This window comes from Lactobacillus sp. UMNPBX1 (assembly GCF_002554085.1).
Classification (GTDB): Bacteria; Bacillota; Bacilli; order Lactobacillales; family Lactobacillaceae; genus Lactobacillus; species Lactobacillus crispatus.
The window spans coordinates 289844-312481 of sequence record NZ_PCZI01000001.1; the positions used below are offsets into that span (position 1 = coordinate 289844).

The following is a 22638-nucleotide window of genomic DNA, read 5'->3' on the forward strand; positions in this document are numbered from 1 at the left end:
AAACGCTTTCTATTTTTTTGATAAAAATGTTTAACTTATTAAATGTAAGTGATATAATAATCACTGACGAAAAGTAAGAGACTAATAAAGCAAATTGAAAGGAAGAAAAACGTATGACTGGACAAGTAATGGCAATTGGAATTATTATTTTGGCGTTGAGATTGTTAACTAGAGATAAGAAGCCGGCGCCTCAAAGAATAGAAAGACGTAGATAGAGGTTTAATATGGCAAAAACATCACAAATTATTCGTAATAAGCAAAAAGCAAAATATTCAACTAGAGAGTACACCCGTTGTGAACGCTGCGGGCGACCACATTCAGTTTATCGGAAGTTTGGTTTATGCAGAGAATGCATGAGAGAATTGGCTCATCAAGGTCAACTTCCAGGTGTTAAGAAGGCTAGTTGGTAAACCTCACAATGAATAGGAGGAATTGATTATGCAAGTACTTGTAGCAGGTGCAACAGGTCGTGTTGGTAAGGCTGTCATTAAAAGATTAGTTGATGAAGGATACGATGTAATTGCTGCAGCTAGACGTGAAAATGCTGTAGAAGTCGTCGATCCAGAACATGTGACTGTTCAACATTTAGATTTTCATGATTCATTGGCAAAGATTGAGGATGAAATTGGTCATCCGGATGCAGTGATTTTTGTAGCAGGTTCTCGTGGAAAGGACTTATTGCAAACTGACTTAAATGGCGCAGTTAAGCTGATGAAGGCTGCTGAAGCTAATGGCGTTAAGCGTTACGTTCAACTAAGCTCCGCCTTTGCGCTTGACCAAGACAAGTGGGCAGAAATTCCTTCTCTTGCAAGCATTATTGATTATGATATTGCTAAGTACTTTTCCGATGAATGGTTAATTCATAATACTAATTTGGATTATACGATCATTCAACCAGGTAACTTAATGGAGAAGCCAGCAACGGGTAAGACATCATTTACTCCAGAAGGTGGAGAAAATTCGATTGATGATGTTGCTCAGGTATTGGTTGATAGCCTAAAGTATGATAATACGATTCATCAAGTAATTATTATGCATGATGGGGACACACCAATTGATGAAGCATTAAGCAAAGTTAAATAATTTATAAAACGGGTCAAGTTTAACCCGTTTTTTGTTAAAGTAAGAAGTAAAAAAGAGAGAAGAAATAGCAATGGATAAATTTCATTTTACTAAACGAGAAAAAATCTTTTTACTGCTTGCTTTATTGGTGCTAGTTGCATTGTTCATTTCTAGTTCAATGACTTATCAACAGCAGGAAATTCATGACAATAAAATTAACCGTTATTTTGGCTGGTTAGAGAATATCGTTGCTGGCTGGGATTTTACTTACGGTGGTCGTATTCACAATGTGCAAGTTGATGGTCGAGCAGGGCTGGCCCAATTTGTTTTACGTAAAATGGCTCACTTTGGTTCTTATTTTTTACTAGGTGGTTTTGGCTATTTAGGATTAAGAAGAATTTTCAAAATCAAATGGGTAGCACCAGTTTTAACTTGGTTTATGGCAATTGCATTTGCTGCGTTTGATGAATATCATCAATTTTTAACAGGTGATAGAACACCGAGCGTGCACGATGTAATGCTTGATGGAGCAGGGGCTTTAACGGCAATTTTGCTGATAATGCTAGTATTGTTTATTAAACACAGATTTTTTGACCAGAAAAAACAAGTTTAAATGGTTGACACCATTGAATTTTAAAGTACTGTGAGTTAAGATAATAACGTTAATTAATATTAGAAAAAAGAAAGAAGGATCCTTATGTCAGGACATTCAAAATGGCACAATATTCAAGGCCGCAAGAATGCGCAAGACGCAAAGAGAGGTAAAATTTTCCAAAAGTTATCTCGTGAAATTTATATGGCTGCAAAGAGTGGTGGTCCTGATCCTGATGGGAATCCTACATTACGTATGGTAATTGATAAGGCACGTTCAAACAACATGCCTAAGGATAACATCAAGCGTGCCATCAAGAAGGCCGAAGGTGGTTCAGAAGAACACTACGACGAAATTACTTACGAAGGTTACGCTCCAGGTGGTGTTGCAGTCTTTGTTGAAGCTTTGACTGATAACAAGAACCGTACAGCTTCAGACGTTCGTGTTGCTTTCACTCGTAACGGTGGTTCACTTGGTGCTACTGGTTCAGTTGCTTACATGTTTGACCGTAAAGGCTACATTGTAATTGATCGTTCAACTACTGATGCTGATGAAGATCAAGTATTACTTGATGTTATGGATGCTGGTGGTGACGATCTTCAAACTAGTGATGATGCATACGAAATCTACACTGATCCAAAGCAATTTGCAGGTGTACGTGACGCCTTAATTAAGGATGGTTACAAACTAGCAGATGCTGAATTAACTATGATTCCACAAAACACCACTCCAGTTCCAGCAGATAAGAAGGAACAATTTGAACATTTAGTTGATGCTCTTGAAGATAGTGACGATGTTCAAAATGTTTATACTGCAGCGGCTGATGAAGATTAATTAGTTAATGATGAAATAGCTTAGCCAATGGCTAAGCTATTTTTTTGTGTACTTTTTTAATTACTTTTTAATCTTGAAATGCTGTTAGATCAACGTTTTTTAGAGTTGAGAAAATTTTTTGTGTTTTTTTCAATTTCTCACAAAAAAATCGACTTTTTTTGCGTAATAAATAATGTGAGGCAAAAAAGGAGGATTTTTATGAAGATCAAAGAAATTGTCAGTGAATTATTGATTGAGGCAATTAAAGTTAAAGCAAGTGATATTTTCTTTTTCCCGAAAAAAGAAAACTTGATGGTTAAATTTCGGACCGGTAAGGGTCTAATTGAATATGCAGGTTTTACTTTGGAGACGGGAAAGGAAATTATCAATTTTTTTAAGTACAGTGCTCAGATGGATATTGCAGAACATCGTCGCCCGCAGGTTGGCGCAATGACATATGAGAATGAAGGACATGAATATTTCTTGCGTTTATCTAGCTTAGGAGATTTTTCCGATCAAGAGTCACTGGTTATTCGAGTCATCTATGGGATTGACCATAGTCAATATTTTATTCCAGAGCAGCTGGGAACAATTGAAAAGTTGGCTAAGAGTCGCGGATTGATTATTACTAGTGGTCCAACTGGCTCGGGCAAGACAACGACAATGTATGAAATTGCTAAGAAAATGAGCCAAAACAAAGTAGTAATGACAATCGAGGATCCTGTTGAAATTCATGAGTCTTCTTTTTTGCAAGCACAAGTCAATAACGAAGCGGGAATTGATTACCAAAACCTGTTAAAGGCGGCATTACGGCATCGTCCAGATATTTTAATTATTGGAGAAATTCGTGATCAAGGAACAGCACGTTTAGCAGTTGATGCAGCTTTAAGTGGACACCTGGTTTTTGCGACAGTTCATGCTAAAAGTACTTTGCAAACTATTTCTCGACTAGAGGGATTAGGTATTAGGTGTGACGAACTGACAAATTGTCTAACTGCAGTGTCGTATCAGCGATTATTAGTCAGTCAAGGAAAATTAAAGTGCTTGATGGATATTGCGGCAGATTCTTTGCTAAAAAAAGAGCTAGGCAAATCGGTTCGTGGTGAATTCGTTAATTGGCAGGAAAATCTAGAGCGTTTGTGGAAAGGAGGAGAAATTAATCATGAAGTATATTGGCAATTCCAAAAAGGATAAGTTAAATGGCGAAGAACAATTGGCCTTTTTGGATTATTTAAAACATAGTTTAGATAATGGTTTTTCTTTGCTCAATTCAATTGAATTAATGCCGGCATTGTGGCCAAAAAGGCGTCAGTTGATGGAAAGAATGGCTAGTCGCATGAAAGAAGGAGCAAGTTTTAGTACTGAACTGCTTAAACTAGGCTTTTCTAAAACGACAGTAACTCAGGTTAATTTGGCTTTACAGCAAGGAAACCTAGTTGAATGTTTGCAGCATTTAGCAACGTTGAATCGACTAAAACAGGAGCAGATGAAAAAACTGCGGGCTGAATTATCTTATCCGTTGGTTTTAGCGATAATGATGGTGATTTTACTGGTCTTTATGCAATCGTTTATTTCGACACAATTCAGCGATAGCAGTGATCATTCAGGAGATATGGTCATGATTGGTCTGATCATTATTGTATTGCTGGGCTTATATTTTTTTGCTAAGATCGTTACTTTGCTCAATAAACAGGATTATTCATCAATGAAAAAACTGAGTAAATATCCGTTAATTGGGCAGGTAGTTATGCTGTATATTCATTATTTGTTGGTTTATGATATTGGACTGCTGCTAGCTAGTGGCTTTTCATTGCAGCGAATGTGCGAATATGCGGCAGATCAAGAGAAAGGTTCATTGCAGCAAGCACTGGGACAAAAGATAGGGCACGATTTAGCTGAAGGAAAAAATTTAGAAGAAATTATTAATGCAGAGGATTTTTTGCCTAATAGTTTATTAGTTTTATTGCAGACTGGCTCTGAGCGAAAGAGCTTGAGTAAGCGCTGTTTGTTATTAGGACGTAGCCTATTTTTGGATTTAACTGAAAAAATTGAGAAATTAGTCGTCAATGTTCAACCAGCTTGTTTTATTTTAATTGGCTTATGCATTATTGGAATGTATTTGAAGCTGTTATTACCAATGTATTCAATGATGCAAGGATTATAGAAAAAGTGACGTTAAAGATAAAAGTAAAAAAATAGAGTGAAGAAGAGGATTAAGTTAAAAATGAAAGAGAAGATGAAGAAGTATTTAGCAAACATTATGGCTAAGCGCCGCAAGCAAGAGGGTTTTACTTTGATTGAAATGGTTGTGGTAATTGCCATTATCGTGATTTTGATTTTGCTAATTGTGCCTAATTTGATTAATCAAAAGAAGAATGCTGAAACTAAAACTGCGGATGCATTTAGGACTACTGTGCAAACGCAAGTTGAGTTATATAAGGATAAATATGGTGAACCTAAAGATTTTGAAGATCTAAAAAAGGACGATTACTTAACTGGTGATCAAATTACTAAAGCTAAAAAGAATTTCACGTTAGACAGTGGCGAAGTTGTTGAAAAGAAATAAATTAGCCGGCTTTTCCCTACTAGAAGTAATAATTACACTTGGTGTTTGCTGTGGCATTTTGTTGATTGGTAGTTTGCAGTTAAAAAGATATCAAGAAAAACTGATTTTTGATAATACTGTTAAAAGAGTTACGACGGCACTTGATCAAACTTCGAGGTACAGTACGATCAAGGAGGTTACTATTGGCGTATCATATCTAGCTAGATCCAATCAAATTTTATTCTCTGGCGGAAAATATCACAAAAGTATTCCAGTTGATCAAAATATCAAAATTACTGGCTTGGATCATTTTAAATTCAACCTGACTGGTTATTCTAAACCAGGTACGGTGACTTTTAGTGGCTACGGAATGGAAAAAAGCCTGAAATATCAAATGCTGTGGGGGAGAGTAGCGGAATGATAAAAGTTAAAGGATTTCTAGTAATTGAGAGCTTTATAGCAATTATAATTGCTGTGATTGCTGTTAGTTGCTTTTATATAACTGTAGCTGAAAATCAGAAAAATGGTCGTGAGATGGAATTAAAAACAGATCGTGCTTATGCTTACCATATACTGACTAAAACTGACCTGGAGCAAGTAACAGTTCACGATCGAATTTATCAAAAGGCAGGACGTAATCATGTTTGGGATGCAACGACTAAACAAACTTTTGCCGTCAAAGAGTAAAGGTTTTATGTTAGCTGAAGCAATGTTTTCGCTTTTTATTACTATGATGGTGCTGCTAATTTTACAAAATTTATTGTTGAGTGTTAAAAAAGCAAACTTGAATCAAAATCAGCATGTCAATGAAGTAGCCTATGCTTATGTACAGCTAGAAAATTTTATGCGGGCTGACAAAATTAAGGCAGTGTATCCAGTAACTAAATTAGCTATAAGTAATAGTGCTTCCTTTAAGTGCATCGATCAAAAAGGCGATGCAACTACTTACCGAATTGAATACTATAAAAAGAACGTACTTAAAGTATCTGGTGCAGGGAAAGGCTATATGCCGTTATTATTTAACGTTGAAAAGGCTGCTTTTAAAACCACTAAAGATAGCATCATTATTAGGGTAACAGAGAAAAATAAGGGTGCATCAGATTTAGTTTTTCAGCTTGATGAGGAACAGGAAAAGAAAAATGCTAAAACCAAAGAAAAAGACGCATAACGTAAAAGGCAGTGCCTTACTAAGTAGTGTATTAGTTTTAATGACCACGCTTTTGTTTATCAAAATGTATCAAGATATTTATCATGCTAGCATGGAGAACAATCGCCTAATTATCGAATGCTTAACGGATGATTGACTTTCCTTGCACCTCTTTATCCCTTTCTATAAAATAATTAAGGTATGGAGGGACCGCTATGGAAAATTTTGAAAAACTTTTTAATCAGTTTTTAGACTGTGTGCAAACTTTGCAAACGGCATTAAATGTTTCATTTACAGAAGCCTTAGTAGAGACTTTTGATAACTTAGAAAGTGGCAAGATTAAGGTTGAAAATGGTGCACCGGATGAAAAAACAGTGGCTGAATTAAGTCAAAAGTATCAAGCAATAGATTATGACGAAATTAGCCAAAAAGAAAAGGCTCAAGTCTTTACTTTTCTAACTTTAAAGGCAGTTAATGATGATGGCTTTGATGTTAACCAAATGCCTACTCCACCTGCAATTGCTACAGTAGTAGCAATGTTGATGCATAAATTATTAAAAGATCAAAAGATGGAAATCGTTGATCCTGCTGTGGGTACAGGGAATTTGTTGTTTTCAATTATTTCTCAACTTAAGGCACTCAATCATTCTAAGGATAATTATCAATTGGTAGGGATTGATAACGATGAAGATATGTTAAGTTTGACAGATGTGGCTGCGCATCTGAATAATATTGACATTGAGTTATATCATCAAGACGCTTTAATGCCTTGGATGTGTCCTAACGCTGATGCAATTGTAAGTGATTTACCTGTAGGCTATTATCCAGTTGATGAGAATGCCAAGAATTTTGAAAATCAGGCTAAGAAAGGTCATTCTTTTGCTCATTTGTTGTTAATCGAACAAATTATTAATAATTTAAAGCCTAATGGCTATGCCTTTTTGGTAGTTCCTAAGTCTATTTTGTCAGGCAAGATTGGCGCTGATTTTATGCCATGGTTAACTAAGAAAGTTTACTTGAAGGCAATTGTAGAATTGCCAGATGATATGTTTAAGAACAAGTTTAATCAAAAATCGGTTTTAGTTTTCCAAAATCACGGTGATGAGGCTAAAGCAAGCGAAGTTTTACTTACCAAACTCGGTTCCTTGAAAAAAGAAGAGGCTTTAATTCAATTTAATGTTAAACTTAACGAGTGGTATGCAAAGATTAACCATTAATTGATAAAGCACTTATTTTTTTGAAAGAAGAGGAATTAATTTTTATGAAAAAAGTTTTGGCAATTAACTCTGGTAGTTCATCTTTTAAGTACAAATTATTCTCATTACCAGATGAAAAGGTTCTTGCCAAAGGAATGGCTGATCGTGTAGGTCTTGAAAATTCATCATTTGAGATTAAGTTAGCTGATGGTACTAAGCACGTTGAAAAAACTGAAATCCCAGATCAAGAAGCTGCAGTTAGCTTATTGATCAAGTTTTTAAAAGGATACCATGTTGTTGAAGAACTAACTGAAATTGTCGGTGTAGGACATCGTGTTGTTAATGGTGGAGAGTACTTTAAGGATTCTACTATTATTACTAAGGAAAATCTGCCTAAGATCTACGAATTGTCAGATTATGCTCCGCTTCACAATCCTGCTGAGGCTCGCGGAATTGAAGCTTTTATGAATGTTTTACCAAATGTGCCAGAAGTTGCGGTTTATGATACTACTTATCACCGTAATCTTGATCCAGTACATTATTTGTATTCACTTCCTTATGAATATTATGAAAAATATGGTGTACGTAAATATGGTGCTCATGGTACTTCAATTCGCTATACAGCACCGCGTGCTGCTAAATTACTAGGTAAAGATTTAAAAGACTTAAAGTTAGTCATCTGTCACTTGGGATCAGGCGCATCAATTACTGCAGTTAAGGATGGCAAGTCTTACGATACCTCAATGGGCTTTAGTCCAATTGCCGGAATTACAATGGCTACTAGAACCGGTGATATCGATCCTTCACTCGTGCAACATCTAATGAAGGTAGAGCATAAGTCGATGGATGAAATGATTTATATCATGAATAATAAGTCTGGTTTGTTGGGCTTGTCAGGAATTTCACCAGATATGCGCGATGTGCGTGAAAGTGATAGCGAACGGGCTAAGTTAGCAAGAAAAATTTTCATTAATCGTATTATTCGCTACGTTGGTGCTTATATTGCCGAAATGGGCGGCGTTGATGCAATTATCTTTACTGCTGGTATTGGTGAACATGATACTGGTGTGAGAAAAGCGGTTCTTGACGCTTTCGCATATATGGGTGTTGTTGTAGATAATGAAGCTAATGAAAGTGTTAGTGAAGGACTAATCACAAAAACAGATTCCAAAGTTGCAGGAATGGTTATCCCAACTAATGAAGAATTGATGATTGAACGTGATGTGGTACGTTTGACTAATATTGATTAAGCATTTTTATCGCATGTAATGTGTGTCTATGCTATAATGAATAAGTATCTCAAGGGGATGTTTTGGGATTCGACAGGCGTAGACCCGCATTGACTGCGGTTCGTAGGTTACGACTACGTAAAAACGTTACAGTTAAATATAACTGCAAATAACAAAAATTCTTACGCATTAGCTGCTTAATTTAAGCGCATGTGTTGCTCCTTGTCGGTTTACTCGTGGCTGACACCGAGTATCAACTTTAGCGAGTTACGTTTAACTACCTCACCTGAATAGTTAAAAAGAGTCTTAACAGGTTAGCTAGCCCATCCTAGCCCTGTTATATGGCGTTTTGAGCTAGTGAAGTTCAAGTAATATAACTATGATCGTAGAGGTCAGTGACGAGATGCGTTTGGACAGGGGTTCAATTCCCCTCATCTCCATAGATAACCGTTCTAGATGTTGTTCTAGAGCGGTTTTTTGTTTTGCTAAGATATCCGTTTGACCGAAGTTTAACCGAAATCTCGATTCGCATTATAAATTTATGTTATGCATTACCCATAAAAATAAGTATTAAACATTATAGGAAGGAAATCATATAATAAATACTAACTTAAAACTTACTTTAGATAATCAGCGAAAAGGTGAAGCATAATGATTGAATATAAAAATAAATATTTTGCAGGTGAAAGAATTCTTTATGGATTAACTGATGCAATCCTTGATGGTATTACATTTGGCAGTGGTGAATCTCCCTTAAAAGAAGCTAAAAATATCAGATTAAAGAATTCAATTTTTAAATGGAAATATCCACTTTGGTATGATGAAAATGTGAAAGTTGAAAATACCACGTTTGAAACTATGTCACGGTCTGGAATTTGGTATACCAAGAATATTTCAATTAAAAATAGTGCTTTACAGGCACCTAAATTATTCAGAAGGACAAGTCATATTATTTTAGATAATGTTCATTTTGCTAACGCAGAAGAAACAATGTGGACTTGTAATGATATTAAGATTACCAATTCTCAAATTAATGGTGATTATTTTGGTAAAGATAGCCAGAATATTTATCTTGATCACGTTTCCATTGTGGGAAATTATGTTTTTGATGGTGCAGAAAACATTGAAGTTCATAATTCAACTTTTATCTCTAAAGATGCTTTTTGGAATTGCGATAATGTCACGATTTACGATTCAATTATTGATGGTGAATATTTAGCTTGGAATACTAACAACATTACGTTAATTAATTGTAAAATTGAAAGTGATCAGGGCTTGAACTACATTGATCACCTGGAGATTAAGAATGGTTCCTTGATTCATACAGATTTAGCTTTTGAATATGTTTCTAATTTAGATGTGGAGCTTAATACAAAGATTGATAGTATTAAAAACCCAATTTCTGGTAAAATTACGGCACCTGAGATTGGTACTTTGATTATCGATCCAGATAAGGTAGATCCATCTAAAACCGAGCTTAATTGCCCGAAAATAGGTACAAAAATTGTTCATTCTGATACGAACCAAACACCAAAGGATTAGTGAGATATATGCAATATGATTTTGAAAATGCACCAGATAGGTCAAAGACTGATTCAGTAAAGTGGGATGTGAAGTCTGATGAATTACCAATGTGGATTGCCGATATGGACTTTAAGACGGCACCTGAAATTATCGAGGCAATGCAACAAAAATTGACATTAGGTGCATTTGGTTATGAGTTCCCACAAGCAGATTATTTTAATGCTGTCGCTGATTGGTATGAAACAGAACATAATCATCGGCCACAAACAAATTGGATGATTTTTACTACTGGAGTAGTCCCTGCTATTTCATCAATTGTACGCCGCATTTCACATATTGGTGATAATGTTTTAGTACAAGAGCCAGTTTATAATATTTTTTATAATTCCATTTTGAATAATGGGCGCCATGTTTTGTCGAGTGATTTAGCTTTCGATGGTAAAAGTTATTCAATTGACTGGGCTGACTTGGAACAAAAATTAGCTGAGCCGCTAACGACTTTGATGATTTTTTGTAACCCACATAATCCAGTAGGAAAAGTTTGGACTAGTGAAGAAGTACAAAAAATTGCGGATCTTTGTCACCAATACCATGTAACATTACTATCGGATGAGATCCATGGTGATTTGGTTAGACAAGGTCCAGATTACACGCCAGCCTTTTCTGTAACAGGTGAAGCACAAAATAGTGTGATTTCACTAGTGTCTCCAAGTAAAACCTTTAATGTTGCTGCTCTTCATGCTGCTACGGCGATTGTTCCTGATGAGAACTTACGGAATATGGTTAGCCGCGGTTTAAATAGTGATGAAGTAGCCGAGCCTAATTTATTGGCGATTCCAGCAACGATTGCGGCTTATGAGCAAGGCCATGATTGGCTTAATGCTTTGAAAAAACAGTTAAAGCAAAATTTTGCGTATGTGCAGAATTTTATTGAAAAAAACATTCCTGAAGTACAAATCATTTCGGGCAATGCGACATATTTGATGTGGATCGATGTGCAAAAGATCAGTACTGATTCACAGGAATTAGCAGAGTTCATTCGCCAAGAAACTGGGCTGATTATTTCAGCTGGTAGTGTTTATCGTGGAAATGGCCATGACTTTATTCGAATTAATCTAGCTTGTCCTTTGACGATGGTCAAGGATGGGATGCAAAGATTAGCTACAGGTATTCGTAAGTATAACAAGTAGCTTTACATGTAAAACAAATAGTATACATATATCTAAGAAAAGGGTTTCATTTATTCTACCTTAAAGTTTATACTTTAATTGAGGTGATTTAAATGGAACCATTATTTTTAACCCCATACTTTAGGCCAAAAATTTGGGGTGGACGTAAATTAGATGATATTTTTCACTATGATATTCCAGAAGGAAAAGTTGGAGAAGCTTGGATTATTTCAGGTTACAAGGATGACGCGTCAACTGTAACAGATGGGCCACTTAAGGGAATGTCATTGCGGGATGTTTACTTGAAGCATCCGGAATTGTTTGGCAACCCTGAGGCCAAGGAATTTCCATTATTGGTAAAATTCTTAGATGCTAATGATAATTTATCAGTTCAAGTACACCCGGATGATGATTATGCTCGCAAAGTAGAAAATGATTCTGGTAAGACTGAGTCTTGGTATGTAATGCAAGCTGATCCAGATGCTTATATTATTTATGGTCATCATGCAAAAAGCCGTGAAGAATTAGCTGATATGATCCACAAAGGCGAGTGGGATAAGTTGCTCAGAAAAGTTCCGGTTAAAGCAGGCGATTTCTTCTATGTGCCAGCAGGTACAATTCATGCTTTAACTAAGGGATGCTTAGTAATTGAAACTCAACAGTCAAGTGATGTAACTTACCGCTTGTATGACTACGATCGTGTGGGCAAGGATGGTAAAAAGCGTGAGCTTCATACTCAAAAGTCAATTGATGTGACCACTGTTCCCCATGTTGATCCTAAGTTAGATGTTAAGACTAGCCAAGATCAAGATGCAGAAATTAAGACATTGGTTGAACCACCACTTTCACCACACTTTTATTTGTGGCAAATTGACCTTGATGGTACTTGGAAGACCGGCTTAAAGGATCATCCATACCTGTTAGTTTCCGTTATCAAAGGCGAAGGAAAATTAGAAGCTGATGGCAAGTCATATGATTTGAAGATGGGAACTAATTTAATTATTCCAAATGAGATGAAGAATTTTACTTTCACTGGTAAAATGAGAATAGTTATGTCTGCACCAGGTGAGGAATAACCGTTTAAATTTATCAGAATTAGGAGTGAGAAATCGTGATCTATGTCGCTTGTGGCTTAGTTATGGTGGCGGTAGGGTTGATTTGGCTGATTACGCCAGCCAAAAGGCCCAACCGAATTTATGGCTATTTATCTTATCTTGCGCAAGTTAACCAGGATAGTTTTAAGTTTGCTCAGAAGAGGGCAAGTTGGTATTGTATCCTGTTTGGGTTTATTCAAGCACTGTTAGGAGTAATCATTCACTATTTGAATTGGGATCGCTATTTTCTCATTTGGCTGTTAACATTTTATTTATTTATTTTATTGCCAATTGTTTATACCGAAAAAAGTTTGAAAACATTTTTGTCTAAACGACATGAATTGCCACATGACTATGTCGATCCTGATCAAGTGAAGCATAAGAGAACAAAAGGATTTAGGGATTGATAATGAGTTTGAGAATATTAATGGTCGAAGATGACACTTCCGTAGCTGAAATGATGGGAATGTTTTTCAAAAAAGAAGGTTGGCAACAAGACATTGCTGTTGATGGTGTCGAAGCCGTCAATATGTTTAAAAAGAACGCGGATAAGTATGATCTGATTACGTTAGATTTGAATTTGCCAAAAAAAGATGGGATTCAAGTAGCTAAAGAGGTACGGGCAATTTCGCCGACAGTGCCAATTATTATGCTTACTGCTCGTGGCAGTGAATCAGATCAAGTGTTGGGGCTAGGTATCGGAGCTGATGAGTATGTCACTAAGCCATTTAGCCCAATTGCTTTGATTGCCCGCATTAAGGCTTTGCATCGCCGCGTGATGATGGAAGAAGAACCAGCTCATACTCAAGAAGATAATCAAGACTATGAGATTACGACCGATCATTTGAAGATTTCAAAAAATAGACGAGAAGTTTTATTTGATAATCAGCCGGTAATGGGTTTGACACCAAAAGAATTTGATTTGCTGTATACAATGGCACAAAAGCCTAGACAAGTCTTTTCTCGTGACCAATTACTAGAACTAGTTTGGGGCTATGAGTATTATGGTGAAGAAAGAACTGTTGATGCTCATATTAAAAAGCTTCGACAGAAATTAGAGAAGGTTGGTGCCAAGGTGATCCAAACTGTCTGGGGCGTCGGATACAAGTTTGATGATTCGCAGGTCAAATAATGAAATTAATTTACCAAAATATGTTGAGTTTCTTACTCATTATTGTGACAACTATCTCGATTATTGGTTACTCAGAGATTGGTTATGCGCGTAATCAAGCTTATACGCAAAACTACCAGCGGATGGAAAGCTACGCTAACTCTTTGGGAAACTTGGCGGAAGCTGACAGCCAAAATGGGACTGCATTGCTTAGCAATAACTTCTTGAATCAATTAGAATATGTTCTTCGTGGTGATGATGCTCATTTACGTATTTTTAATGATAAAAATGAGCAGATTTATCCCAAAACAAAGGCTAGAATTCAGCTTTCGCAAGAAGTTTTTACTACTTTAAAAAATGGGCAAGAGATTAGAATTCAAAATAATCATAATGAAAATTCACCGATTAGTTCAACTAAGGATGCCTACACGGGGGTTTTGGTTCCATGGATGAATGGCAAAAATCTTGTTGGCATTGTTTGGATAGGATCGAGAGTAAAGCATGTTGAGCGACCGATTTTAATGGCTAAACGCAATTTGTTGCGTGCATTGTTAATTACTGTAGCGGTTGGATTGTTGCTGAGCTTTATTATTTCTTATTATTCAACTAAACGAATTAAGCGATTATCACGTGCTACGCAAAAAGTTGCATCAGGTAACTTTAATGTGCAAATTGAGCATAAAGATAGCGATGAAATTGATCAATTGGCTGAGAATTTCAACAAAATGGTGCAGGCTTTGAAGCAGTCGAACGAAGAGGTTAAGGCCCAAGAAGAGCGACGAGACCAATTCATGGCTGATGCTGCTCATGAAATGCGGACGCCATTGACAACAATTAATGGCATTCTAGAGGGCTTGCAATACGATGCTATCCCAGAGGATTCTAAACCGAAGTCAATCGCGTTAATGCAGCGCGAAACTAAACGATTAATTCGGTTAGTCAATGAAAATTTGGACTATGAAAAGATTCGAAATAATCAAATTATGCTGGTTAAGACTAACTTTAATGCCACAATTATTCTGCATGATTTGAAGTCGCAATTAAAACAAAATGCAACTAAAGCCAACGATGAGCTGGTTCTAGAGGCACCTGATCAGTTGCCTATTTATGCAGATCGTGACCGTTTTACCCAGGTAATGGTTAACTTAGTTCAAAATGCGATTCAATTCACTCATGATGGCAAAATTATTATTTCGGGTAAACGGATAGAGCATGGAACACAATTATCGGTTAAGGATAATGGTATTGGCATGAGCAAGAATCAGACTAAGTATATTTTTGAACGCTTTTTCAAGGCTGATCCATCGCGTGCTCGAATGGGAACTGGCGAATCAGGCTTGGGACTTGCGATTGTTTCTTCTTTGATTAAGCAACATGGTGGCAAAGTAGAAGTATTTTCCACACCAGGTAAAGGTTCAACATTCACCGTGACCTTTTATGACAAGGGCTATGAACAGTTTGTAGCTAAAAACTAAAAAAAGAACGCACAGTTTTTCTTGAAAGGTCTGTGCGTTCTTTTTAGTTATTGGTATTTTCTGAACTGTTTTTGTTTTTCTTATTCTCTTTAATATTTTTAACGCTGTCAGGAACTTGGGTAATTTCTTGTTTTCTATCCTTTAGTTCAGCGGCATCAGTACGGTAAAGATTAGTAGTTGTACCGCGATGTCTGCTATAAAGCGAGGTGGAATTGCCAGCTAATTCATTTCTGATAGCGATCATTTTTTGATAATTGACGGAATAATCAAATTGGGTTGGATCAGTTGGAACAAAGTCAGTTGGGGTGTAGAAGCGTAACAAATTGTGGTTGTTTAATAAATCAGAATAGTGTAATGATGCCTTGGCCTTTTGTGCTAGCTCAGAGATTTCTTTTTTCTCTTGAGGAGTAAAATTAATGATTTGTTTACCGCTAACTCGGTCATAAACGGTACCTTTGATTCCTTTAGCACCAACTATGATATATCTGGAGCTGACAATGGTCCCATTACGAAAGACGATCCAATTTTGTCTTTTAGGCGAAAGCATGTCGCTACCGAATTGGACATAGTTTTTATTGTTAATACCGAGCAAATGCATCAGTGTTGGCAAGACATCAATTTCACCAGCAATTTCATGGTTAATTTTTCCTTTCAAATTATTGGCATGAATCATGAATGGAACACGCTGCATTTGAACATTATTGTAAGTATTCCACGTGTCAGAGCTTTCACCAATAATTGGTGCTAAGGTTTCATTTTCAGAATTACTTAACCCATAGTGATCACCATAAATGACTACCATTGAGTTTTTGTAAAGACCAGAAGACTTTAAGTAGTGGAAAAATTCACGCAATGCCTCATCTAGGTAGTGGGCAGTTTCAAAGTAATTGTTGATAGTTTGGTCGGCAGTGTTTGTAGTCTTAAAGTTAGGGTCCTTGTCTTCTTTATCTAAGTTAAACGGAATGTGGTTGGTTACCGTAATGAACTTAGCATAGAAAGGCTGCTGCATCTGCTCTAAATATTTAACGCTTTCGGCAAAAAGCAGCTTATCTTTTAACCCATAGCCGCTTGCATCTTTACTTTGGGAGCTATAGTAATTTTTATCAAAGAAATAATTATAGCCCATATTTTTATAAACATCATTTCGATTCCAAAAACTACCGACGTTGCCGTGAAAGACAGCGGAAGTATAGCCATCTTGACGCAAAATTTGCGGTGCAGCTTGGAAGGTGTTTTCCGAACCTAAAGAAGTGAATAAAGATCCGTCGGGAATACCGTAAGTACTAGTTTCTAGCATGTTTTCCGCGTCACTGGTTCTACCTAGACCAACTTGGTGGTAGAAGTTGTTAAAGCTGAGCGTATGTTTATTTTGATAAAGTGAATTTAGGAACGGCGTCACTTCTTTGCCATTAACCTTAAGATTAATTAAAAATTGCTGGAAACTTTCTAAGTGGATGATAATCACATTGCGGTTTTTCTCAATACCAAAATATGAGGAAGATGGAGCAGCATTTTGTTTTTTTGTGAAAGTTAAAATCTGGTTCAAGTCTGCAGCGTTGGCATTTTTAGTGACTTGAACATTTTGCGCACTCTTGAAGCAATCATAAGCGGTAAAGGTGTCAATACCAAGGTATTTAACGACATAGGAGCGATCAAAAGTGTTGCGCAATAAGCGCGGACGAGAAGTTTCTGCCAAAAAAATGTTAAGGGTTAGGATAAATGCGCCTACTGAGGTAATCGCAAATGGAGTGGATAAACCATAAGATCTTTGATCAATTTTGATTTTATGAATGATCAGTAAAGTAACAATAACGATCAAATCAATCCAGATAATAATGTCTGTTGGATGCAGAAGGGCAACGGTACTTTTACCTAGACCCTGCGAAACTTTACCAACGTTAGACATCGTTTTAATTGTTAAAAAGTCCGAAAATTGACGATAGTAGATAATATTTGCAAAAAGCAATGCCGTATTGGCAAAGTCTAAAATTAACATTGTGATGTAAGAGATCAGCGGTTTAGGAATATAAAAACCGAAGCTGATTAAAATGATGGCGGACCCTACGGGGCTGAGCCACATAATGAAATGTTGATACGGGTCGCTCAAGCCTAAATTGAAATCAAAATAAGCTGCAAAAATATATTTCAGCCAGAAACAAACAACTAAAAGGGTTAAAAAGCCCGTTCGTGTTTGAATAAAACTGATAATTTTCTTTTTTTCCATATAATGCTCCTTTAACATCTTTTAATTTTAATGGTTCACCTCTTTTAAAACAATAATTTGCTAAGAGTTATCTTTTTTTTAAGATTTTCCAGCCGTGAAAATAGGTATAATCTATAATGAATATTTTGGAAAGAGGCAAAGTATGCTATTTTTGGGCCCACTTTATAGTTTTTTAGCTAAACAGTATGCAACTAATATTAACCACTTTGCATTAGTTAAATTAACCTTATTAGCGCTGGATAAAACAATATTTTATTTTTTAATTTTTGCTGTATTGCGTTTAATTTGGCTTCTTTTGGTGCGCCGCAGAAGATCAATTAGGTCTGAAGCTAGCGTTTGGGTCTTTTCTTTTTACATAATCTTAGTTTTGATGCTGACAACTTTTAGAAATACCTACTTTCCGTGGCAGCTTGATTTTAATTTCTCTAGGCCATTGAGTGATATTAACTTGGTATTCATGAAGGAAACTTGGAAATTAGTCTATGCTCCCAGTCATTTGGATTTCTTTTATAATTCTTTTGGCAATGTCTTGTGCTTTGTGCCGTTTGGCATTTTTTTCCCCATTGTTTTTTCAAAAAGAGCAACGTTTTTAAGGACGGTACTGATGGGGATGCTGTTTTCAGTGGGAATTGAGACTCTGCAGTTTTTGCTGGTGACGGGGGTTAGCGATATTGATGATGTTTTCTTCAATACTTGTGGAGCAATTTTGGGTTATGTGATTTTTAAAATTGTCAAAAAAGCCTGAATGCGCTTATAATGTACTGGTATTTATAAATCAAGATTGTTAAAATAGGTTTGTGAAAAATATTTTATTTAGTTAGGAAGCAGATTTATGAGTTTAATTAAATTTGATAGTAGTAAACTAACACCATTTGTTCATGAAAATGAATTAAGCGAAATGCAAGCTATGGTTAACGCTGCTAATACTGAACTTCGCGATGGAACTGGTGCAGGTAACGATTTCCGTGGTTGGCTTAATTTGCCAGTTGACTATGACAAGGATGAATTTGCCCGCATTAAGAAGGCAGCCAAGAAGATTCAAAACGATTCAGATGTTTTAATTTGTATCGGTATTGGTGGTTCATACCTTGGTGCACAAGCTGCAATTGAATTCTTGAACAGTAACTTCTATGGTAAGGCTGACAGCGATATGCCAACTGTTGTCTTCTGTGGTAACTCACTTTCAGGTTCATACCTTTACGACTTAATTGAATGGTTAGGCGACAAGGACTTCAGCATTAACGTAATTTCTAAGTCAGGTACTACTACTGAACCATCAGTAGCATTTAGAATCTTTAAAGATAAGTTAATTAAGAAGTACGGTAAAGAAGAAGCTGCTAAGAGAATTTACGCAACTACTGACCGTCAAAAGGGTGCTTTAAAGACTGAAGCTGATGCTGAAGGTTACGAAGAATTTGTAGTTCCTGATGATGTTGGTGGTCGTTACAGTGTTCTTTCAGCTGTTGGTTTACTTCCAATCGCTGCTTCAGGTGCTGACATTGACGAATTGATGAAGGGTGCTGCAGACGCACGTGCTGACTACACTGATACTGATTTGTCAAAGGCAACTCCATACCAATACGCAGCACTTCGTAACATCCTTTACCGTAAGGGTTACACTACTGAAATTGTTGAAAACTATGAACCAAGTTTAAGAATGTTTGGTGAATGGTGCAAGCAATTAATGGGTGAATCAGAAGGTAAGGATCAAAAAGGTATTTACCCATCAAGTGCTAACTTTACTACTGACCTTCACTCACTTGGTCAATACATCCAAGAAGGTTTACGTAATTTATTTGAAACTGTTATCCGTGTTGAAAATCCACGTCATGATGTTAAGATCCCAGGCGATGAAAAGAACCTTGACCAACTTAACTTCTTGGAAGGTAAGAGCTTGAACTACGTAAACGATCGTGCTTATGAAGGTGTTGTTTTGGCTCACACTGATGGTGGTGTTCCAGTTATGACTGTTAACATTCCAGACCAAAGTGCACATACTTTAGGTTACATGATTTACTTCTTCGAATTAGCAATTGCTATTTCAGGTTACTTGAACGGTATTAACCCATTCAACCAACCAGGTGTTGAAGCTTACAAGCGTAACATGTTTGGTTTACTTAACAAGCCAGGTTACGAAGATTTACACGACGATTTAGCTAAGCGTCTTTAATATTAGATATACTCAGCATATTTGATAGTATGCGTATTAATATAATTAGCTGTGCTAATTAAAGAAAGAGTAGGAAACAAAGGTTTTTTGCTCTTTCTTTTTTTGTGGAAAGGATTTTTGCGTGAAAGAGAATACTAAAAATGTTTTAGCAGTATTATCAGCTGCGTTTATGTCATTTGTCGGAATTTTGACGGAAACTAGTTTAAACGTCACTTTTCCTACGATGATGAAGCAATTTGGTGTCGGTTTGGATATAATTCAATGGACGACAACAGGATATTTATTGGCGATTGCGATTATTATGATTTGTTCTTCATATTTGAATGAACGTTTTACTGCGCGGCAATTGTTTATTGTTGCTTGCGTTGGTTTTATGATTGGAAGCGTAATTAGTGCTGTAGCACCTAATTTTCCTATTTTACTGTTAGGTCGGCTGATTTCAGCTCTAGGTGCAGGATTAAGTACACCGTTGATGTTTAACTTAGTAACCGAAGTTATGCCTCGCGAAAAATGGGGCGTTTACATGGGAATCGCCGGCTTAGTAGTAGCTATGGCACCGACTTTAGGACCAGCATTTGGCGGTATCACTACTTTTTATCTTAACTGGCGCTGGATTTTTGGTTTTGTTACAATTTTTGCGATCATTGTTTTTGTTGCCGGGCTATTTGTAGTCGGTAAGTATCATGAACAAACTAAAAATAGTTTTGATTGGCTATCATTTATCGTTTTAGCTATAGCATTTATTACTTTGACATTAGGCGTAAATCAAATTAGTAATGGATTTGTTAATCCTTTAATGTGGATTTTATTAATTGTGACTGCAATTTTAATTTGGCTATTTGTTAGATTATCTAAAAAATCATCCAAGAAATTGTTAGATCTAGCCGTATTTAAGCAAAAAGCGTTTGTTTATGGTGCGTTAGCTTACTTTTTATTGCAATTTAATAATATTGGTATCAGTTTTGTATTGCCTAACTACATCCAAATTGTCGGAAAGCAAACATCTTTAGTTGGTGGTTTGATTTTGCTACCAGGTAGTATTATTGCAGGGCTACTCAATCCATATTTTGGTAGCCTATATGATAAAAAAGGAGCTAAATTGCCACTTTATTTAGGTGGCTTCTTAATGGCGATCAGCTGCTTGTTATTTGCTATTTTTGGCTTAAATTTGACTGTGATGATGATCATTATTATTTATGGCATCATGATGTTAGGACACAGAATGTCATTTTCTAACACGCTAGCTGAAGCTTTGAAGGTAGAAAAAGGAGCATTGCGCGCCGATGCAACCGCAGTTTGTCAGACTAGCCAGCAATTAGCCGGTTCTGTAGGAACAACTATCTTAGCAGCAATTATGTCGATTTGGCAGAAAAAGGGTGCAGCGTCCTATGCACTGGCGACAGCTCAAGGTAGTCAGGCAGCCTTTTATTTTACTTTATTAATGGCATTAATCATTTTAATTAGCTACTGGAAAATGTTTAAAGCAGAAAAATAATATTTGACTAGTACATTAGCGTTAAAATAAGTTATAATACTAGGCGGATGATGAAATTTAGTGAGAGATAAAAAGACGACTGACACACAGCCGTCTTTTTTCTATAATTTATATTTTGGCGTTTTCGTTGATAAAACTACGGATAATTTTTTCGCGCATAGCTAAGAAAACAGTGTTGTGTCCAGTCGGATGGACTCGATTGGTCAATAAAATTAGACCAGAGCGTTTGATGCGATCAAGAATAATTAAAGTACCAGTAAAACCGGTGTGCAAAATGATCGGATAATTTTGCTTTGGATCAAACCGAAGGTCCCATCCCCAAGAGCGTGGTTTTATGCCTTGGGGATTTTTATTATCAAATAGCTGGCTGACAGTCTTTTGACTATAAGGTAAAACATCCTTTAGTCCTAAATAACCTTGGGCGAAGGTAACTAAGTCTTGAAGATTGGAAAATAAGCCAGCAGAACCGCAATCTATTCCAAGTTGTCTAGCTTTAGGATCATGTGGAATACCTTGCAAGACATGGCCATCAACTAGGGCAGTAGGCACGCAATCATCCTTTTGTGGTGAAAAAGTAGTATTTTCAAGCGGCATTTGATTGAGGACTTGCTCTGTGACTACTTCTTGGACAGGTTTACCAAAAATCTTTTTAATAACTAATCCAAGTAAGATAAAGTTTGTATCGGCATACCGCATCTTGTGTTCAAATTCGTCAGTTACTGGCAGATTGATAATTGCTTGTAGTAAGGCATCATGATCTAGTTTGTCGCGGTGGGGGATCCAGCCACGAATGCCACTAGTATGGGTTAGCAAGTGATAAAGGCGTACACGCGGGTCTTTAAATTCAGGAATAAATTGCTGCAAGGGCTCAGTAAAGTTAAGTTTGCCTTGGTCATAAAGCTTAAGCAAGACATTTTCTGTTGCTAAAACCTTAGTCAAACTAGCTAGGTCGTATTCTGCAAAAGGGCTCAGCTGAGTAACTTCTGGGTAGATACTAGCAAAACCAGTAGTTGATGTAAAAATTCGCTTATTTTTGATAAAAGTGTAATTGACGCCTGGAACAACGCGTTCAAAAACCATTGATTCAATTAAATGCTGTGTTTTATTAAAGTCGATCATGTTTCACCATCCATTAGCATTATTATAGTCAAAATTACTTGACAAGCATAGAAGAAAAAAGCATAATTATAAATGTTGATTCGCCCGTTGGTCAAATGGTTAAGACGCTACCCTCTCAAGGTGGAGTTATGAGTTCAATTCTCGTACGGGTGATTTACTGGGATATAGCCAAATTGGTAAGGCACAGGATTCTGGTTCCTGGATGTTTGGGTTCGAGCCCCAATATCCCAATAATTAGAGATTCAAGTAATTTTTAATAACTAAAATGCTTGATATTAAAAGGTTTTACAAAATGTTGTTCTTTGAAACTAATTGAAGTTGTCCCCCGAGGGGGGCAATATCAGGGGGCAATATTTTTAAAGCCTTAAATGATTGGTAAAGTTGTTAAATTGGTATAGTTGACGCTTAACAATCTGCATAAATAGGTTAATCAAAGGTTTTTAATCTGGTGAAGATTAATGCTATAATTTGATTGTTCTTAAATGTATCTTATTCATAATACTAAAAAGAGCCTAGTTCACTCACTGGGCTCTTTTTTATTACCTCTATTTAATTTTATTTCATGTCATGTGTAATCATACTAAGACATATTCAAACGCCTTAAATCGAATTATATTGAGTTTAATAATTTTAATTTGTACAGGGGGTTTTCGGAGGGTTGTACAATGATGCG

Annotated in this window: 23 protein-coding genes, 2 tRNA genes and 1 other RNA gene; 24 read left to right on the plus strand and 2 right to left on the minus strand. The window is 36.4% G+C overall.

Annotated elements, in window-relative coordinates; translation table 11 throughout:
• Positions 1–224 precede the first annotated feature (224 nt).
• The 19 genes from CP352_RS01450 (at position 225) to CP352_RS01540 (ending at position 14957) form a co-directional block, all read left to right on the plus strand.
• A complete protein-coding gene (locus CP352_RS01450) occupies positions 225–410 on the plus strand; it encodes a type Z 30S ribosomal protein S14 (protein WP_005718732.1) in 186 nt (61 codons plus the stop codon).
• Positions 411–438: 28 nt separating this feature from the next.
• Positions 439–1083, plus strand: a complete 645-nt coding sequence (locus CP352_RS01455) for an SDR family oxidoreductase (RefSeq protein ID WP_023488033.1) — start codon at positions 439–441, stop codon at positions 1081–1083.
• A 70-nt stretch (positions 1084–1153) separates the two neighbouring features.
• On the plus strand, positions 1154–1675 hold the full coding sequence (locus tag CP352_RS01460) for a VanZ family protein (protein ID WP_005722771.1): 522 nt from the start codon (positions 1154–1156) through the stop codon (positions 1673–1675).
• A gap of 84 nt (positions 1676–1759) precedes the next feature.
• Positions 1760–2488, plus strand: a complete 729-nt coding sequence (locus tag CP352_RS01465; RefSeq protein WP_005718738.1) for a YebC/PmpR family DNA-binding transcriptional regulator — start codon at positions 1760–1762, stop codon at positions 2486–2488.
• A gap of 198 nt (positions 2489–2686) precedes the next feature.
• The gene (gene comGA / locus CP352_RS01470) at positions 2687–3661 is read left to right on the plus strand and encodes a competence type IV pilus ATPase ComGA (RefSeq protein ID WP_005718739.1); all 975 of its coding nucleotides are present in this window, start codon (positions 2687–2689) and stop codon (positions 3659–3661) included.
• Positions 3630–4631 (plus strand): type II secretion system F family protein, encoded by a 1002-nt coding sequence (locus CP352_RS01475; protein WP_057726482.1) that lies wholly within the window; start codon positions 3630–3632, stop codon positions 4629–4631. Before comGA ends, CP352_RS01475 begins: the two co-directional genes overlap by 32 nt.
• 60 nt (positions 4632–4691) lie before the next feature.
• Positions 4692–5033 (plus strand): competence type IV pilus major pilin ComGC, encoded by a 342-nt coding sequence (comGC, locus tag CP352_RS01480; protein ID WP_005721477.1) that lies wholly within the window; start codon positions 4692–4694, stop codon positions 5031–5033.
• Entirely contained in the window at positions 5008–5433 is a 426-nt protein-coding gene (locus CP352_RS01485; RefSeq protein WP_005721476.1) for a hypothetical protein, read from the plus strand. The genes comGC and CP352_RS01485 overlap by 26 nt, the downstream gene beginning before the upstream one ends.
• The gene (locus CP352_RS01490; RefSeq protein ID WP_005728527.1) at positions 5430–5699 is read left to right on the plus strand and encodes a hypothetical protein; all 270 of its coding nucleotides are present in this window, start codon (positions 5430–5432) and stop codon (positions 5697–5699) included. The genes CP352_RS01485 and CP352_RS01490 overlap by 4 nt, the downstream gene beginning before the upstream one ends.
• Positions 5653–6180, plus strand: a complete 528-nt coding sequence (locus CP352_RS01495; RefSeq protein ID WP_089142998.1) for a ComGF family competence protein — start codon at positions 5653–5655, stop codon at positions 6178–6180. The genes CP352_RS01490 and CP352_RS01495 overlap by 47 nt, the downstream gene beginning before the upstream one ends.
• Before the next feature lie 194 nt (positions 6181–6374).
• Positions 6375–7376, plus strand: coding sequence for a class I SAM-dependent methyltransferase (locus tag CP352_RS01500; RefSeq protein WP_005718747.1), 1002 nt, complete (start codon positions 6375–6377; stop codon positions 7374–7376).
• A gap of 44 nt (positions 7377–7420) precedes the next feature.
• Positions 7421–8605: an acetate/propionate family kinase gene (locus CP352_RS01505; RefSeq protein WP_057726486.1), complete on the plus strand. Its 1185-nt coding sequence runs from the start codon at positions 7421–7423 to the stop codon at positions 8603–8605.
• 53 nt (positions 8606–8658) lie between these two features.
• Positions 8659–9027, plus strand: a transfer-messenger RNA (tmRNA) gene (gene ssrA / locus CP352_RS01510).
• A 208-nt stretch (positions 9028–9235) separates the two neighbouring features.
• The gene (locus tag CP352_RS01515; RefSeq protein WP_089147351.1) at positions 9236–10126 is read left to right on the plus strand and encodes a DUF3737 family protein; all 891 of its coding nucleotides are present in this window, start codon (positions 9236–9238) and stop codon (positions 10124–10126) included.
• 8 nt (positions 10127–10134) lie between these two features.
• Positions 10135–11298, plus strand: a complete 1164-nt coding sequence (locus CP352_RS01520) for a MalY/PatB family protein (RefSeq protein ID WP_089147350.1) — start codon at positions 10135–10137, stop codon at positions 11296–11298.
• A gap of 92 nt (positions 11299–11390) precedes the next feature.
• On the plus strand, positions 11391–12353 hold the full coding sequence (gene manA / locus CP352_RS01525; protein WP_089147349.1) for a mannose-6-phosphate isomerase, class I: 963 nt from the start codon (positions 11391–11393) through the stop codon (positions 12351–12353).
• A gap of 35 nt (positions 12354–12388) precedes the next feature.
• Positions 12389–12778, plus strand: a complete 390-nt coding sequence (locus CP352_RS01530; protein WP_005721386.1) for an SdpI family protein — start codon at positions 12389–12391, stop codon at positions 12776–12778.
• A 2-nt stretch (positions 12779–12780) separates the two neighbouring features.
• A complete protein-coding gene (locus CP352_RS01535; protein ID WP_089150920.1) occupies positions 12781–13503 on the plus strand; it encodes a response regulator transcription factor in 723 nt (240 codons plus the stop codon).
• Positions 13503–14957 (plus strand): HAMP domain-containing sensor histidine kinase, encoded by a 1455-nt coding sequence (locus CP352_RS01540; protein WP_089147347.1) that lies wholly within the window; start codon positions 13503–13505, stop codon positions 14955–14957. Before CP352_RS01535 ends, CP352_RS01540 begins: the two co-directional genes overlap by 1 nt.
• A gap of 43 nt (positions 14958–15000) precedes the next feature.
• On the opposite strand, the gene CP352_RS01545 is transcribed toward CP352_RS01540, so the two are convergent.
• Positions 15001–17199: an LTA synthase family protein gene (locus CP352_RS01545; RefSeq protein WP_179210810.1), complete on the minus strand. Its 2199-nt coding sequence runs from the start codon at positions 17197–17199 to the stop codon at positions 15001–15003.
• Positions 17200–17323: 124 nt separating this feature from the next.
• Here CP352_RS01545 and CP352_RS01550 point away from each other — a divergent pair, with 124 nt between their 5' ends.
• The 3 genes from CP352_RS01550 (at position 17324) to CP352_RS01560 (ending at position 20846) form a co-directional block, all read left to right on the plus strand.
• Entirely contained in the window at positions 17324–17926 is a 603-nt protein-coding gene (locus CP352_RS01550; protein WP_005721383.1) for a VanZ family protein, read from the plus strand.
• 87 nt (positions 17927–18013) lie between these two features.
• Positions 18014–19351: a glucose-6-phosphate isomerase gene (locus CP352_RS01555; protein WP_089150921.1), complete on the plus strand. Its 1338-nt coding sequence runs from the start codon at positions 18014–18016 to the stop codon at positions 19349–19351.
• A gap of 121 nt (positions 19352–19472) precedes the next feature.
• Positions 19473–20846: a DHA2 family efflux MFS transporter permease subunit gene (locus tag CP352_RS01560; RefSeq protein ID WP_089143004.1), complete on the plus strand. Its 1374-nt coding sequence runs from the start codon at positions 19473–19475 to the stop codon at positions 20844–20846.
• 108 nt (positions 20847–20954) lie between these two features.
• On the opposite strand, the gene CP352_RS01565 is transcribed toward CP352_RS01560, so the two are convergent.
• Positions 20955–21965 (minus strand): serine hydrolase, encoded by a 1011-nt coding sequence (locus tag CP352_RS01565; RefSeq protein ID WP_089147344.1) that lies wholly within the window; start codon positions 21963–21965, stop codon positions 20955–20957.
• 81 nt (positions 21966–22046) lie between these two features.
• Between CP352_RS01565 and CP352_RS01570 the strand changes: the two genes are divergently transcribed.
• Both CP352_RS01570 and CP352_RS01575 read left to right on the plus strand, forming a co-directional pair.
• A tRNA-Glu gene (locus CP352_RS01570) sits at positions 22047–22118 on the plus strand.
• A 5-nt stretch (positions 22119–22123) separates the two neighbouring features.
• A tRNA-Gln gene (locus CP352_RS01575) sits at positions 22124–22196 on the plus strand.
• The last annotated feature ends 442 nt before the right edge of the window (positions 22197–22638 follow it).

Coding starts and splice junctions, on each gene's coding strand:
- CP352_RS01450 (WP_005718732.1), top strand. CDS start 225: ATGGCAAAAACATCACAAATTATTCGTAATAAGCAAAAAGCAAAATAT.
- CP352_RS01455 (WP_023488033.1), top strand. CDS start 439: ATGCAAGTACTTGTAGCAGGTGCAACAGGTCGTGTTGGTAAGGCTGTC.
- CP352_RS01460 (WP_005722771.1), top strand. CDS start 1,154: ATGGATAAATTTCATTTTACTAAACGAGAAAAAATCTTTTTACTGCTT.
- CP352_RS01465 (WP_005718738.1), top strand. CDS start 1,760: ATGTCAGGACATTCAAAATGGCACAATATTCAAGGCCGCAAGAATGCG.
- comGA (WP_005718739.1), top strand. CDS start 2,687: ATGAAGATCAAAGAAATTGTCAGTGAATTATTGATTGAGGCAATTAAA.
- CP352_RS01475 (WP_057726482.1), top strand. CDS start 3,630: ATGAAGTATATTGGCAATTCCAAAAAGGATAAGTTAAATGGCGAAGAA.
- comGC (WP_005721477.1), top strand. CDS start 4,692: ATGAAAGAGAAGATGAAGAAGTATTTAGCAAACATTATGGCTAAGCGC.
- CP352_RS01490 (WP_005728527.1), top strand. CDS start 5,430: ATGATAAAAGTTAAAGGATTTCTAGTAATTGAGAGCTTTATAGCAATT.
- CP352_RS01495 (WP_089142998.1), top strand. CDS start 5,653: ATGTTTGGGATGCAACGACTAAACAAACTTTTGCCGTCAAAGAGTAAA.
- CP352_RS01500 (WP_005718747.1), top strand. CDS start 6,375: ATGGAAAATTTTGAAAAACTTTTTAATCAGTTTTTAGACTGTGTGCAA.
- CP352_RS01505 (WP_057726486.1), top strand. CDS start 7,421: ATGAAAAAAGTTTTGGCAATTAACTCTGGTAGTTCATCTTTTAAGTAC.
- CP352_RS01515 (WP_089147351.1), top strand. CDS start 9,236: ATGATTGAATATAAAAATAAATATTTTGCAGGTGAAAGAATTCTTTAT.
- CP352_RS01520 (WP_089147350.1), top strand. CDS start 10,135: ATGCAATATGATTTTGAAAATGCACCAGATAGGTCAAAGACTGATTCA.
- manA (WP_089147349.1), top strand. CDS start 11,391: ATGGAACCATTATTTTTAACCCCATACTTTAGGCCAAAAATTTGGGGT.
- CP352_RS01535 (WP_089150920.1), top strand. CDS start 12,781: ATGAGTTTGAGAATATTAATGGTCGAAGATGACACTTCCGTAGCTGAA.
- CP352_RS01540 (WP_089147347.1), top strand. CDS start 13,503: ATGAAATTAATTTACCAAAATATGTTGAGTTTCTTACTCATTATTGTG.
- CP352_RS01545 (WP_179210810.1), bottom strand. CDS start 17,199: ATGTTAAAGGAGCATTATATGGAAAAAAAGAAAATTATCAGTTTTATT.
- CP352_RS01550 (WP_005721383.1), top strand. CDS start 17,324: ATGCTATTTTTGGGCCCACTTTATAGTTTTTTAGCTAAACAGTATGCA.
- CP352_RS01555 (WP_089150921.1), top strand. CDS start 18,014: ATGAGTTTAATTAAATTTGATAGTAGTAAACTAACACCATTTGTTCAT.
- CP352_RS01565 (WP_089147344.1), bottom strand. CDS start 21,965: ATGATCGACTTTAATAAAACACAGCATTTAATTGAATCAATGGTTTTT.